Origin of the sequence: Megasphaera micronuciformis F0359 (assembly GCF_000165735.1) — a bacterium.
In the GTDB taxonomy this organism is placed as follows: Bacteria; Bacillota; Negativicutes; order Veillonellales; family Megasphaeraceae; genus Megasphaera; species Megasphaera micronuciformis.
Map to the genome: position 1 here is coordinate 19,432 of NZ_GL538187.1, position 14,651 is coordinate 34,082.

Annotated in this window: 11 protein-coding genes and 1 tRNA gene; 1 reads left to right on the forward strand and 11 read right to left on the reverse strand. The window is 46.6% G+C overall.

Annotated elements, in window-relative coordinates:
- The 5 genes from prmC to HMPREF9429_RS03015 all read right to left on the reverse strand — a co-directional run bounded on the left by prmC (window position 1) and on the right by HMPREF9429_RS03015 (window position 6,724).
- A complete protein-coding gene (gene prmC, locus HMPREF9429_RS02995) occupies window positions 1-855 on the reverse strand; it encodes a peptide chain release factor N(5)-glutamine methyltransferase (RefSeq protein ID WP_006941521.1) in 855 nt (284 codons plus the stop codon).
- Window positions 848-1,933: a peptide chain release factor 1 gene (gene prfA / locus HMPREF9429_RS03000; protein ID WP_006941522.1), complete on the reverse strand. Its 1,086-nt coding sequence runs from the start codon at window positions 1,931-1,933 to the stop codon at window positions 848-850. Before prfA ends, prmC begins: the two co-directional genes overlap by 8 nt.
- A 23-nt stretch (window positions 1,934-1,956) precedes the next feature.
- Complete coding sequence (locus tag HMPREF9429_RS03005; protein WP_040773542.1) at window positions 1,957-2,832, reverse strand: DUF1385 domain-containing protein; 876 nt, start codon at window positions 2,830-2,832, stop codon at window positions 1,957-1,959.
- Between the two features lie 81 nt (window positions 2,833-2,913).
- A complete protein-coding gene (gene rpmE, locus HMPREF9429_RS03010) occupies window positions 2,914-3,117 on the reverse strand; it encodes a 50S ribosomal protein L31 (RefSeq protein WP_040773554.1) in 204 nt (67 codons plus the stop codon).
- Window positions 3,118-3,247: 130 nt separating this feature from the next.
- Complete coding sequence (locus HMPREF9429_RS03015) at window positions 3,248-6,724, reverse strand: DNA polymerase III subunit alpha (RefSeq protein ID WP_006941525.1); 3,477 nt, start codon at window positions 6,722-6,724, stop codon at window positions 3,248-3,250.
- Window positions 6,725-6,900: 176 nt separating this feature from the next.
- Between HMPREF9429_RS03015 and HMPREF9429_RS03020 the strand changes: the two genes are divergently transcribed.
- Window positions 6,901-6,977 (forward strand) — tRNA-Pro (locus HMPREF9429_RS03020).
- 109 nt (window positions 6,978-7,086) lie between these two features.
- Here the strand turns inward: HMPREF9429_RS03020 and HMPREF9429_RS03025 are convergent.
- From HMPREF9429_RS03025 to HMPREF9429_RS03050, 6 genes are all read right to left on the reverse strand, one after another.
- Entirely contained in the window at window positions 7,087-8,469 is a 1,383-nt protein-coding gene (locus HMPREF9429_RS03025; protein WP_006941526.1) for a pyruvate carboxylase subunit B, read from the reverse strand.
- Window positions 8,470-8,626: 157 nt separating this feature from the next.
- Window positions 8,627-10,384 carry a 1-deoxy-D-xylulose-5-phosphate synthase gene (locus tag HMPREF9429_RS03030; protein ID WP_006941527.1) on the reverse strand — a complete coding sequence of 586 codons (1,758 nt, stop codon included), beginning with the start codon at window positions 10,382-10,384 and terminating at the stop codon, window positions 8,627-8,629.
- A 188-nt stretch (window positions 10,385-10,572) separates the two neighbouring features.
- On the reverse strand, window positions 10,573-11,001 hold the full coding sequence (locus tag HMPREF9429_RS03035) for an RrF2 family transcriptional regulator (protein WP_040773545.1): 429 nt from the start codon (window positions 10,999-11,001) through the stop codon (window positions 10,573-10,575).
- Between the two features lie 117 nt (window positions 11,002-11,118).
- The gene (locus HMPREF9429_RS03040) at window positions 11,119-12,120 is read right to left on the reverse strand and encodes an inorganic phosphate transporter (protein WP_006941530.1); all 1,002 of its coding nucleotides are present in this window, start codon (window positions 12,118-12,120) and stop codon (window positions 11,119-11,121) included.
- The gene (locus tag HMPREF9429_RS03045; protein ID WP_006941531.1) at window positions 12,113-12,742 is read right to left on the reverse strand and encodes a DUF47 domain-containing protein; all 630 of its coding nucleotides are present in this window, start codon (window positions 12,740-12,742) and stop codon (window positions 12,113-12,115) included. The genes HMPREF9429_RS03040 and HMPREF9429_RS03045 overlap by 8 nt, the downstream gene beginning before the upstream one ends.
- Window positions 12,743-12,941: 199 nt before the next feature.
- Window positions 12,942-14,651: YadA-like family protein (locus HMPREF9429_RS03050; RefSeq protein ID WP_006941532.1), on the reverse strand; the 1,710-nt coding region annotated here is incomplete at its 5' end.

Below are 14,651 nucleotides of genomic sequence, written 5' to 3' on the forward strand. Positions count from 1 at the left end.
CTACCCCTTCTTTCTGAGTAAAACATGTCGTTCCGTATCGGCATAATCATTAATAATTCGCACGAGTTCAAAATCTTGCTCCGTAAACAGTTCCGCAACCTGCCGCGCCTGTCCGGCGCCTACTTCCACAATACAGTGTCCGCCGACTTTAAGGTAAGCACCGCCTTCACTTGCCAGGCGGCGATATATATCCAGTCCGTCCGTACCGCCGTAAAGAGCCGTTTTGGGGTCGTATTTTACTTCTTTCTCCAGATTCTGCATATCCGGAGCGGTTAAATAGGGCGGATTGGAAACGAGCCAATCGTACTCATGAGCTTCTACATTTGTAAAAAGATCGCTATTCACCCACTGTGCCCGGTCTATGTGAAGGGCCTCGCTGTTTTCGGCGGCTATTTTCAAGGCATCAGAAGAAATGTCTACACCCGTTCCCGTCGCCTGCGGCAAATACGATAGGAGACTCAGCAAGATAGCACCGCTTCCCGTCCCCATATCCAAGACGCGTACCGGAACCTCTTTAGGGCAAATTTCCAAGACAGCCTCAACCAGAAGTTCCGTTTCCGGACGCGGCACGAGAACATGTTCATTGACAATAAAATCAAGCCCCATAAAAGGCTTTATACCCAAAATATGGGCGACCGGATACCGGGCCGCCCTTTTCTTTATCATCTCTTTATATGCCGACAATTCCGTCGAAGTCATGGGTTCGTCAAAATGAGCATACAAATAAATACGTTCTTTTTCAAGAACGTGTGCCAACAGAATTTCCGCATCCAGTCGCGGCGTATCAATTCCTTTTTCGGCAAAAAATCCTTCCGTCCACTTCAGAAGAGAGCCGATTGTCCATAAATCATTCATTGCTTTCTTCGGCTTCCTTCATTAATTCGGCACGGCGAGCTTCGGCTAAAGCCTGAATAAATTCGTCAATATCGCCGTTCATAATATTTTCCAACTTATACAACGTTAAATTGATGCGATGGTCCGTTACGCGTCCCTGCGGATAGTTATACGTACGCACGCGTTCACTTCTATCACCCGTACCAACTTGGCTGCGACGAGCTTCCGTAACTTCCGCATTGGCTTCTTCTTCGGCCTGAGCTAAAAGGCGAGCTTTCAAAACCCGTACGGCCTTGGCACGATTTTCCAACTGAGACCGTTCGTCCTGACACTCAACGACAATACCCGACGGAATATGCGTCATGCGCACGGCCGAGGAGGTTTTGTTGACATGCTGACCGCCGGCGCCGGAAGCTCGGAAATAATCGACGCGTACGTCTTCCATATTCAAGTTGATTTCCACATCTTCCGCTTCAGGCAAAACGGCTACCGTCGCCGTCGATGTATGAATACGACCGCCCGACTCTGTAACAGGCACACGTTGTACGCGATGTACGCCCGATTCGTATTTGAGCTTGCCGTATACACCGTCACCCTCAACGGAAAAGATAACTTCCTTATAGCCGCCCAGTTCGGGAGCGTTGGAACTGATAATACTTGCCTTCCAGCCCTTTTGCTTTTCAATATATTTCGAATACATGCGGAAGAGATCACCGGCAAAAATAGCCGCTTCATCGCCGCCGGCACCGCCACGAATTTCCATAATAACATTCTTATCATCATTCGGATCCTTAGGCAACATAAGAACATGCAATTCTTCTTCCAAAGCTTCCTGTTCCTTGGTCAATTCGGATAATTCTTCTTTAGCCATGGCCGTCAACTCCGCGTCGGACCCGTCGGCAATGATTTCCTTGTCATCCGCAATAGTAGCGGATACATCCTTATACTTGCGAAACGTTTCGATAATCGGTGCCAGGGAGGCATGCTCTTTCGTCAATTTTTGCCATTCATCCTGTCTGGCAATGACGGAAGGGTCACTAATGCGCTGCTCCAAGTCGATAAACTTGTTCTCTACGGCTTGTACCTTATCAATAAACACGCTATACTCCTCGCTTTCCGAATCTACTGCTTATTTTCCGTATGTTCTTGCGGCTTCGCCGCTTCCAAGGCCTTAATAGCCACTTCAATCTGATCGTCATGCGGTTCTCTCGTCGTCAAATATTGCAACCACAATCCGGGTTTGATCAATGTCTGAATTACATGATTCGTCGTCCTGCCTGCCAAGCGTATGATTTCATAAGCAATCCCGGCCACGACGGGCATCAAAATAACACGCGACACAATTCGTTCCGCAATAGACGGCCAGCCTAAAAAGGCAAAAACAAAGATGGAAACGACCATGACGATTAAAAGAAAGTTCGTGCCGCATCGCGGATGCAGTCGAACCTGAGGACGTACATTTTCTACCGTAAGGGGTAACCCCTTCTCATACGCCCAGATTGTTTTATGCTCGGCTCCGTGATATTCAAACACGCGCCGAATGTCTTTAGTAAATGAAATGCATCGTATATATAGTAAAAAGACAGCCAGTCTAAGCAAGCCTTCACAAATATTCAACATGACCGGACTCGTAACGGAACCCAGTAAATATTTGGCCGCAAAAGTCGGCAAGGCTACAAAGAAAACAATAGCTACTACACAGGAAAACAACATAGTCGCCGCAATTTGACTGTTTGTCATCTGTTCTTCTTCCTCTCCCGATGCACGGGCGGAAAAAGAAAGACTCTTCATACCGTAAAAAAGTGATTCTCCCAAGGCGACTGATCCTCTGATAAAAGGCTTCTTCAAAAGGGGGTATCTTTCTGTAACGGAACGGACTCTGTCTTTTTGTACTGTAATGTCTCCCGACGGTGTGCGTACAGCCGTCGCAATGTATTCAGGGCCGCGCATCATAACGCCTTCGATAACCGCCTGCCCGCCTACATAAGGTTTACTCAATGGAACCTCCCGTTTATTTACAAACAAATAGAGCAGAGCATTGCTGCTCTGCCTACCGCTTGTCTGCTGTTATTCAGCTGTTTAGCCTTTTTTACCGTAACGTTTATTAAACTGTTCAATACGACCGCGAGCAGCCTGCGTACGCTGTTGACCGGTATAGAACGGATGGCATTTAGAGCAAATTTCGACACGCAGTTCCGGTACTGTGGAACCTGTTTCAAAAGTATTGCCACACGCACACGTTACTACGGCTTTACCGTAATTCGGATGGATACCTTCTTTCACCATTCACACCTCTTCTCTAAACATACTAAACCCATACTGTGAAATTATATCACGAGCTCAGTCTGTTTTGCAAGATAATCAGCTTGGATTTTTGCCAAGTCTGTTTCCTTATCATATCAATTTCCGAGCTCTATTGCAATATGTACAACCCCGGTTCCAAAAGCAAAGCCAATTCTTTTTGCAGTTTCGGTCCTGCCGTAATCCAATACTTCTTATCCGTCAAAATAGTGCGTCGGCTTCCTGCCAAATGAAAGTAAACTTTCGTATTTCCCGGATACCGGCTGAGGATTTCCGCTACCTTATCACTTAAATCACTCTGTTCTAAACGGGCAGGAATCTTAATAAAAAGTTTTTCTCCCTGTCCGTTTAACCATTGTGATTCTACCGGAATTTGTGTCGACTCATGTCGCTCCTTCACCGCTTGAGCCGCTTCTTCCGTCAAAGGTTGCACCGTATCGGCCAAAATCTGTACATCATCATCCGTAATATCGGCACGTCCCTTAACGGCTACGGGCGCATCGACGACAATCAGATCCCGGCACTTTTCAAAAACTTTGGGGAAGACGACTACCGTAACGGTATGCGTAAAATCTTCTACCGTTATAATGGCCATCGCATCGTTACGTTTCGTCGTGACTCGCCGTACGGCTGTTATCAAACCGCCTACAGTGATCATCTTGCCGTCATAGCCTCTCGCCTCTTCATCATATAAGACGGCAAGGGGAGTCAATTTATTCATGACCTCCGTATACGCATCTAAGGGATGCCCGCTGAAATAAAATCCGTCGTACTCCTTTTCCATGGCCAAGCGCATGGATAGGGGATATTCTTCCATGTCGGGATACACTAAATCCGTCGAGACATCGGACACGACATCGTCGAACAACCCCATCTGGCCCGACTCGTTATCCTTACGTCGTAAGGCCCCCATGGACATGGCCTGATCCAAAACGGCCATAAGTTGTGACCGTTTCTTACCGAATGAATCCATGGCACCGCATTGAATCAAACTTTCCAAACCGCGCCGATTGACGATACGAGAATCCACGCGACTGCAAAAATCTTCAAAGGACGTAAAGGGACCGTCTTTTTTACGAGCCTCCAAAATCGTCCGAATGGCGTTTTCTCCCACACTCTTAATGCCTGCCAACCCGAAACGGATATTGCCCCCCTGTACGGAAAAAACCGATTCCGACTCATTCACGTCGGGCGACAAAACAGGTACATGATGACGCTTACATTCAGCGGCATAATAACTGATTTTCGCAACGTCGCTGATCATGCTGGTCATGGTAGCGGCCATAAACTCGGCACAATAGTGGGCCTTTAGGTATGCCGTCTGCCAAGCAACATAAGCGTAGGCAGCGGAATGTGACTTATTAAAACCGTAACCGGCAAAATATACCATCAAATCGAAAACTTTATTAGCAATGTCATCATCAATATGGTTCTTGCGAGTTCCTTCCAGAAAATGGGCTCGTTGAGCCTTCAAAACTCCTTCTTTCTTCTTACCCATAGCACGACGCAACAAATCGGCTTCACCCAGGCTGAACCCGCCCATGGCGGAGGCAATCTGCATAACCTGTTCCTGATAAAGAATAACCCCGTACGTATCCTTTAAAATGGGCTCCAATAAGGGATGTAAATACGTTACCTTTTTTTCACCGTGGCTCCCCTTAATAAAATCTTCAACCATACCGCTTCCCAACGGCCCTGGACGATAAAGGGCCACTAAGGGAATCATGTGCTCGAAATGCTTCGGTGCCAGCTCTTTAACCAAGTTCGTAATCCCTTGGGATTCCATTTGGAAGACCCCCGCCGTATCTCCTTCCGTCAAAAGACGGCATGTCGCTTCATCGTCCAAGGAGATCTTGTCTATATCCAAGTCGATGCCGTAATTACGGTTAATCATGGCTACGGCATCGCCGATAACCGTCAAAGTCCGTAACCCGAGAAAGTCCATCTTCAACAAACCCAATTCTTCAACCAAATCCTTGTCGTACTGAGTTGTTAAATAGCCTTCCTTCGAATACTGCATAGGCACGTAATCATCTACAGGTGCTGCTGAAATAACGACGCCGGCCGCATGTGTTGAAGAATGGCGGACCAATCCCTCCAATCGCTTACCGAAGTCGACGAGTCGGCGTACTTCCGCCTTCGTCTCATAATCCTTGCGAAATTCCTTACTCGTCTGCAAGGCCTTATCAAGGGTAATCCCCAATTCGTTAGGCACGGTCTTCATAATGCGGTTCACTTCACTAAGCGGCATATCGAGGACTCGCCCTACGTCCCTGAGGACAGCTCTGGCCGCCAAGGTTCCGAAAGTAATAATCTGTGCCACGTGGTCCTTACCGTATTTACGGGTAACGTAATCGATAATCCTACTACGATTTTCATAGCAAAAATCCATATCAATATCGGGCATGGTGATACGTTCCGGATTCAGAAACCGTTCAAAAAGCAAATCGTATTTTAACGGATCCAGGCCCGTAATCCCCAATAAATAAGCGACAACGGATCCGGCCGCCGATCCTCTGCCGGGACCTACGGGGATTTTGTGATCACGGGCATACTTTACATAGTCCCAAACAATGAGAAAATACGAAGGAAATCCCATGGCGTTAATAACGCCCAACTCATAATCCAAACGCTCGCGAACGGCATCGGTAATAACCGAATATCGAGTGGGCAATGCCTCTTCGCAGAGTTTGCGTAAATAAGACTCGTCAGTTTCTCCGTCGGGCACGGGAAACTGAGGCAAATGCCGTTCATCGAAAGAGATTTCCACATTACACTTGTCGGCAATTTCCAATGTCGTATCCAAAGCTTCAGGCAAATCGGGGAAAAGTTTTTCCATTTCTTCCCGCGATTTCATATAAAATTCATTATTGGAAAAGCGAAAATGATTCGGGTCATCCAGCGTACTGCCTGTAGAAATACAAAGTTTGACTTCCTGAGCCGGTGCATCATCCTTATCCAAATAGTGGAAGTCGTTCGTCGCTACAAGCTTCAAGCCGTATTCTTCAGCCCAGTCTTTAAAAACACGTCGGACTTCCCGTTCTTCCGCTAAGCCGTGGTTTTGAATCTCCAAGTAAAAATCGTCTTTACCGAAGAGAGAAATAAACCGTTCCAAAGTCTGTCTTGCCTGCATTTCGTTGCCGTTCAATATATCTTGCTGAACCTGCCCTTCAATACATGCCGATAAGGCGATAAGACCTTCGTGATACTGTTCAAGCAAATCGAAGTCGGCCCGCGGTCGATGATAGCTGTTTTCTCCGTCTACAAAAGCCTTGGAAACAATTTTAACCAAATTTTGATAACCGTGAAAATCCTTAGCCAACAAAATTAAATGGCACAATCGTTCCTTCGATTTTTGTTCAAAACGACTCCCTCGTGTCATATAAATTTCGCAGCCTAAAATAGGTTTAATACCTTCTTTTTTAGCCGCCTTATACAAGTGAATGAGTCCATACATATTGCCGTGATCCGTTACGGCCACAGCCGGCATCCCCAAGTCTTTGGCTCTTTTTACCATCTCGGGAATTCGTGTCAAACCGTCAAAAAGACTGTATTGTGTATGATTATGTAAGTGTACAAACGGTTTCATAATATCTCCGAATCATAGGAATTACTATTGACATATACCCTATTATTGTATCACTGAACGGTGATTTTTTCACGCCTCGCTGAGGCGGCTCTTACCGTTGGCGTACAGCAGTTTATACAAAAACCCTTTTCTCCGTTTGACAAATATCCGTATTTTTAGTAGAATAATACCGTTAGCGGGACGTGGCGCAGCTTGGTAGCGCGCTTCCTTGGGGTGGAAGAGGTCGCGAGTTCAAATCTCGCCGTTCCGACCACATGAAAAGACATTGCTCAGCAATGTCTTTTTTTCTTTATATAAAAGAGCATCCGTCTGCAAGGTGTATCCCGTCATTCAACAACACCGTGCGAGCGGATGCTCTTTTCTTATTCCGTTACGGCCGACTCTTGAGCGGCCTTCCGTTGTTCATCTCTTTTAGCAAAAAAGGGCAATGCCACTTCAGGGAATAAGGCGTAACTCAGCACATCTTCAGGCGATGCGTCGGGATAGCCCGCTTCCGCCAATTCCGCCTTTGCCTTATCCAATTCCGGTTCCAAGTCATCGGCCGGACGATGATCAATAACCGGTTCATCACCGATACAAAGCTTACGGAAATCTTCGGAAATCTCACCGGGAACTCTCCCGTACTTGCCGCGTACAATATCTCGAACTTCGTTGGTAATCATCTTGTAGCGACCGAACAACACATTCAGAGCCGCAGCTGAACCGGTAATCTGACTGGTAGGCGTAACCAGGGGCGGATAGCCCAAGTCGCGACGAACTGCCGGCATTTCAGCCAAAACATCATCGAATTTATCTTCTTCGCCTTGACTTTTAAGCTGATTGTACAGGTTCGTCAACATACCGCCGGGAATCTGATACTTTCTGACAGCCGGATTGATTTGACTCGGCATGGTCAGATTGAATTCCTTTGCCAGTTCCTTACGTACTTCTTTAAAGTGATTCGTAATGGGCCACAGCTTTTCCGTATCGATATCCGTATCGTAAATACTGTTTTGCAAAGCCATGACCATCGTTTCCGTTGCCGGCTGACTGGTAACGGCGCCGAAAGGCGACAAGGCCGTATCGATAATATCGACACCCGCTTCAGCAGCCTTCAAATAGGTCATTTCTCCGAATCCGCATGTACAATGCGTATGCAATTCAATGGGAATATGCAGGTGTTTTTTCAGCATGCGCACAAGGTTGTATGCATCATAAGGAGCCAAAAGACCCGACATATCTTTAATACAAAGAGAGTCGACACCCATCTCCTGTAATTCTACGGCACCCTTAGTAAAACTTTCCAAGGTGTGAATAGGACTGATTGTATAAACCATCGCACCCTGGACATGAACGGACTTCGTATCCTTACCGGCCTTAATAGCCGATTCAAGGTTACGAGAATCGTTAAGGGCGTCGAAGACGCGAATAATATCAATGCCGTTATCCACGGCTCGGTTGACAAATTCATACACCATATCGTCCGCATAATGTCTGTAACCTAAAATATTTTGACCGCGGAACAACATTTGCAAGGGGGTCTTTTTAATATATCGTTTTAACGTTCTTAACCGTTCCCACGGATCTTCATCAAGGAATCGCATGCACGAGTCAAAAGTGGCACCGCCCCAGCATTCAATAGCGTGGTAGCCGACTTCATCCATAGACTCCAAAACGGGAATCATCTGATTTATACGCATACGCGTTGCCGCAATGGACTGATGCCCGTCACGCAACACCGTTTCCGTAATTTTTACTCTAGCCATATAGCCTCCGTATATATAAAACCAACTATTAGTATAAGGTCATAATTAATGGTACTGGTTTATTATATCATATTTTTTTTGTAAATGAAGGCTCAGGTCATATGGATTATACAAGAGAGATCTCCCTTATGGCAGACATCCCCCGGTGTACAATTTTTTACATCAACAGCTCTCGTATATCCGCCGTAATTTTCTCCACCGTAATCCCCGACTCCCTTAACAAGTCTTCCGCATCATAGCGATCGTGAAACGCTCTGGCAAGACCGTAATTTTTAACCTTCATCTCTGTCGGTCCGTAAAAAGAAGCAATATTTTGCCCGAATCCGCCCGTTACGACGCCGTCTTCCAGGGTAACCGTCAATTCGTGGTCTTTGCGGAGTTCTTCCAACAACCGCCTGTCAACACCGTTGGCAAATTTAGGGTTAATAACAGTGGGACAGATACCCGTCTCTCGCTCAAGAACTGCAGCGACATTCACGGCTAAATGATAAAAATTTCCCAAGCCTATAAGAACTACCTTCTGCCCATGTTGAGTTATTTCAAAGCGATTTATTTGATTATAGTCCGTTGTATCAGCTACTCCCTTTTCCACCAGAGGACCGACGGGAACGCGAATTCCTACGGAGTGACTCGTCTGCCCTATAGCCCAAGCGAGCATGGCCAGGTGCTCTTCTTTACACGTCGGCGCCAAATAAACGAAACGGGGCACGGAATTGAGCATGGGAATATCGAAATACCCCAGATGAGTAATATCATTCATGCCGTATACGGACGCACGATATACGAGGATGACGGCACTATTGCCATTGACACATAAATCTTGCATAACTTGATCGTATGTACGCTGCAAAAAGGTGCTGTATACATTAAAAAAGGCCTTTCCTCCGTACTTGGCAACGCCTGAAGCCATGGCCACGGCATGCTCTTCCGCAATACCCACGTCTACGTATTGACCTCCCGCTTTTTTACGCCATTCTTCAGTATAGCCGAATCCGCTGGGCGTCGCGGCATTAATGACGACAAGCGACTTATCTTCTTCTATCTTTTTCATTAAATACTCGGCCGTAATACTTTCATAAGTCGGCTCCGCAATTCGTGTTCGCAGCTCATACGTTTTCTCATAAAAAGGTTTGGTATAATGCCATCTTTCTTTGTCTTCTTCAGCCGGAGTAAATCCCTTCCCTTTTTGTGTTACTGCATGAACAACTACGGGATGATCCGTATCCTTAACGGATCTTAACATGTCAATCGTCCGTTCCAAATCATTGCCGTCTGCCAGAAAACGGTATTCAAAACCCATGGCCGTAAAGAGATTTCGATGACTCTGCCCCTTTGTTTCACGCAATTCCTTAAGACCCTCGTAAATACCGCCGTGTGTCTCAGCAATAGACATGCCGTTGTCATTCACAATAATGATCATATTAGAACCCAATGTAGCCGCATAATCCAGTCCTTCGTATGCCTCGCCGCCCGACAGAGATCCGTCACCGATAAGGGCAATCACGTTCTCCTTGCCTCCGGTAACATCTCGCCCCTTAGCCAGCCCCGATGCCAGACTGACAGATGTAGACGTATGACCGATGTTAAAAAGGTCATGCTCGCTTTCCTGCGGATCCGTATATCCCGTTACGTCATGGTAGTGTGCTTCTTCCATAAAAGCACGTACGCGGCCGGTAAGGATTTTATGCATATAACTTTGGTGCGATACGTCATATACGATTTTATCGGTCGGCGAATTAAACACATAGTGTAAGGCCATAATTAATTCCACGGCTCCGAGTGACGGCCCCAGGTGACCTCCGCAAACAGCCGCCTTTTGTATCAACGCTTTCCGAGCCTGCGTTGCAAGATCCTTCAACTCACTTAACGATAATCGCTTTATATCATCTGGCGATGTAAGGTCTGCCAAATTCATTTCACTACCTCCTTGATATTATGATATATGAGGTTGTTTCTTTTATCTTTATTCTAGCACAAATCAATATTTATTCCTTATGCATCATTTTATATACGGCATCTCTACTTATGAAAAAAGCGATACCTCGCAAAGAGACATAAAAAATACACGACTCGAATTTTCGCGTCGTGTATTTCCTGCACTTATTATTTCCCGGACATAGCCATTTCCTTAGCCGCCAAATCGGCAAAGTTGACAGACTTCAGTTTTGCCGCCAAATCGTTTTGAATTTCTTCAAATGCATTATATAAAGAACACATGCCGCCGCAACCGCGCGTACATGCATCCGTGTCGGCCAGACAACGCTGCAACTGTGTTTGTCCTTCTACGGCATCAATAACATCATAAAGAGTAATATCCTTCGGGTCTCGTTGCAAGGCAAAACCACCCTCTACCCCGCGATAGGATTTCATAATATCGGCAGCTGTCAGGCTACGCATAATCTTCAACAAAAACCGTTCCGGTATATTTTGTTTTTCCGCCAGAGCGGCGCCCGTGATTTTCGTGCCTTCCGGACACGTTGCTAAATACAAAACCATTCGAAAAGCATAGTCTGTAGCTTGATTCAAACGCATAATTCCGTCCCTCCTTACCTCTTGTATTACATTATACAATATGTAACCAAAAAAGTGTAGTTTTGTTTTAAAAAAAGTACAGTATAGATACATCTATACTGTACTCAGATGATATATCTAAAATAAATGAGCCACGCCGTTAATGACCAGATAAATAAGTCCCGATAAAACGGCACTGAGAGGAATAGTCACGACCCAGGCAACGAGCATACTGCGCGCAACCCCCCAGTGTACGGCACGAACTCGTTCAGCCGAACCGATTCCCATAATAGACCCCGAAACAACGTGAGTCGTACTGACAGGCAAGTGTAATAAGGTGGCCGTAAAAATTACGACTGAAGAGTTCAAATCGGCAGCAAATCCGTTAATGGATTCGAGCTTAAAAATCTTCGTTCCCATAGTCGAAATAATTCTCCAACCGCCGGCTGAAGTACCGAGAGCCATAGAGGTAGCACAGGCCAGCTTTACCCACGTAGGAATCTCCATAGTATCGATATAACCGCCGCTCAAAAGAGCCAAAGCAATAATCCCCATGGCCTTCTGCGCATCATTCGACCCGTGAGAAAATGCCATCAGACTGGCGGAAGCAATCTGCATTCTCCGAAACTGTCGATTCAAGGACACGGGAGAGTAATTGCGCACAACCCATAAAAGGCCGATCATGACAAAATACCCTGTTACCAGAGCCACTACAGGAGAAAGAACCAGGGAAAGAACGATTTTGCCGATTCCCTCACCCGATAAAATCTGCGGTCCCACGCTTATCGATACGGCACCGATAATACCGCCGATTAAAGAATGGGATGAACTGCTGGGTATCCGATAATACCAAGTCAGAATGTTCCAAATAATAGACCCTGCCAAAGCCGCTATAATAACTTCCAGGCTGATTTGGGTCGGATCCAGAACCAGGTCGCCGCCAATCGTTTTGGCAACTCCCGTACTGACCATGGCACCCAAAAAGTTCAATCCCGCCGCCATCAAAATCGCATGATTCGGCGATATAGCTCGCGTCGACACGCTGGTAGCTATGGCATTTGCCGTGTCGTGAAAGCCGTTTATATAATCAAAGAGAACAGCTAAGATAACGACTGTCCAGATCAACCAATGCTCAGGCATATTTTAACACGATCCTCCGAAATAAAGTGGCCAATGATTCGCAACCGTCCGTAACATCTTCAATGGACTGAAGAATTTCCTTCCATTTAATGAGCTCGATGGGATCTTTACATTCTGCAAAAAGCTTGCCCATTTCTTCATGATACAGATCGTCGCATTCTTGCTCCAATTTCATAATTTTTTTACTACGCGCCTCGATCTTCAAATATTCTTTTTTTACATTGCGCATAGCTTCAATGGAACGTCGAATCTCTTTCATGGACTTAGCCATAATGGTAGCCATACGCTTCGTTCCTTCTGTTGCCGTTCCGACGCGATAGATACACATCTTGTCCATGATTTCCGTAACATTATCCAAAGCCTTATCGAGTTTGTCGATAAGTTCCTGAATGTCTTCACGATCCATAGGCGTAATAAAGGATTTCTGCAATCGCTTCATCGTTTCCAGTACCAAATCATTCGCCTCTTCTTCAAGGGCGTTAATTTTTTCCATCGCTTCCGCTTTGGAAATTTCTTCATTCACCGCTTCCTTAAGAATATCTGCCGCCGCATAGCAGAGGGCTGCATGCTTGTCCAGCAAATTGAAGAACTTTTCTTCTTTCGGCTTTAAATGAAATGCCATCTCTATCAAGTCTCCTTAACAGACGTTATTAGACAGTAGTAAGTCTACATATAGACCTGAATAGTATTATACCATAGGCGTATATATTCGTATACAATTTACGGCTCTACTTATATACCGTTGTCACATAAAAGGTTTTTTTATGGAAAAAAAGCTCCCGACCTTTACGATCGGGAGCTTTCGAATTTCAACTTACCTGCTACTGTTTTGCCATGAGCTGTGCCACTGCCGCTTTTAACGCGTCGATTTCTTCTTGCTGTTTCGTCAACGTCGCCTTTTGCTGTGCATTTTCGGCACGCAATTGAGTAACTTCATCCTGCATGACATAAACGGAGCTGATAGGACCGGCTTTGTACCGATCGGGAATAGCCGCCTTCTTAGCCGCACTGCCGAACTTATGCGTGACTCCGACGTTTACCATATTGTTATTGTCGCCGAGAGCTACGCCCATATGGAGCATCGTGTCTTCATTGGCATAATGTGCCAAACCTACGGCTGCCGCCGTTTCCCCGCGATAGTTACCGATACCGGCCATAATCTGATTCGGTTCGAGAGGATCGTACTGAATGGGCTTTAAGGCTGCTAAAGCCGCCGACTGCGCCGCAACACGACGGCCTTCCGATTCAACCGCACCGATACGATTGACCACTCGTTCAAGACCGCCCGTCGTCTGATGAGAGATAGCATTCATAGCATCGACAACATTTTGTGCCGTCGCCACACCGTCATTACCGTTAAGGCCGGCCATGCCGTTATTAACGGCGATCGTAGCCGTCTTCACGTCGTATTTCACATCGCCGTTGGGAGCTACGGACGCAGTGGTCAAATTACCGTCCTTAAAGTTCAGTCCGGTACTCAAGCTTACCGTTTCAGCCGAGCCGCCGTTCGCTTTGTAGGACAAGTTCGTAGATTGAGCGGCTTTTGTGCCGTCAAAGGTCACCTTATAGTCCATAGAATGGCTTCCCGGTGTTGCCGTAACGGTTATGGGATTATTCGGGTTGGAAGTGTCCGTGCTGACTGTAACGGCACTGACTGCCGCATCCTTTACGGCCGCCTCTTTCACCTTAACTTGAATACCCGTAGCATTGGCCGTCGTTTCCGTAAATTGACCGTCACCGTTAACGTTAAACGTACCGTTCTTCAGAGCTAAAGTCTGTGTACCGCCGTTGTCACCGTCATACTTCATCGTTACGTTATCGACAGCCGACTTGGCTGCATCGGCAACCTGTTTCAATTGGCCTTCCGTTGCCGCTCTGTCCGGAGTGGTCGTCGTCCCGCTCCAAGTCGTATTGGAGAGGCCTGTAATCGTATTGTTACTGCCGTTTACCGTCACATTGCCGGCCTTCACCGTATTAGCAGTTACACTGCCATCTGCACCGTCAACAGTGACCTTATTACTACCCGTTCCGACAGTTACCTTATTGCTGAAGTCTCCGTCTTTAGCTGTAACCTTGCCGGTCGTACCGTCAACGGTTACGGCATTACCGGCCGTACCGACCGTCACCTTATCGGCAAGCTTAACATCGTAAGTAACCTGTCCGTTAGCCGCCGTAGTAGACGTAAGAGAAATATTTCCCGTCGTACTGTTTGCACCTTCTCCGCTGTTGGCCGTTACTACGGTCTTTGAACTGCCTGCAGCCGCTCTGGCATCATCAGCAACCTGCTTTAACTGATCTTCCGTTGCCGCTCTGCCCGATACGGGAGTGCCGCTCCATGTCGTATTGGAAAGACCCGTAACCGTATTGTTGGCGCCGTTTACATTAACACTTCCGGCCTTAAAGATATTGCCCGTCACCGACCCCGTCGTTCCGTCGAGGGTAATGAGGTTCGTACCCGTTCCGACCAATACACTGTCGGCGGCCGTTACCTTATTAAAAGATACATCGTCTGCCGTGGCTATGGTAAATTC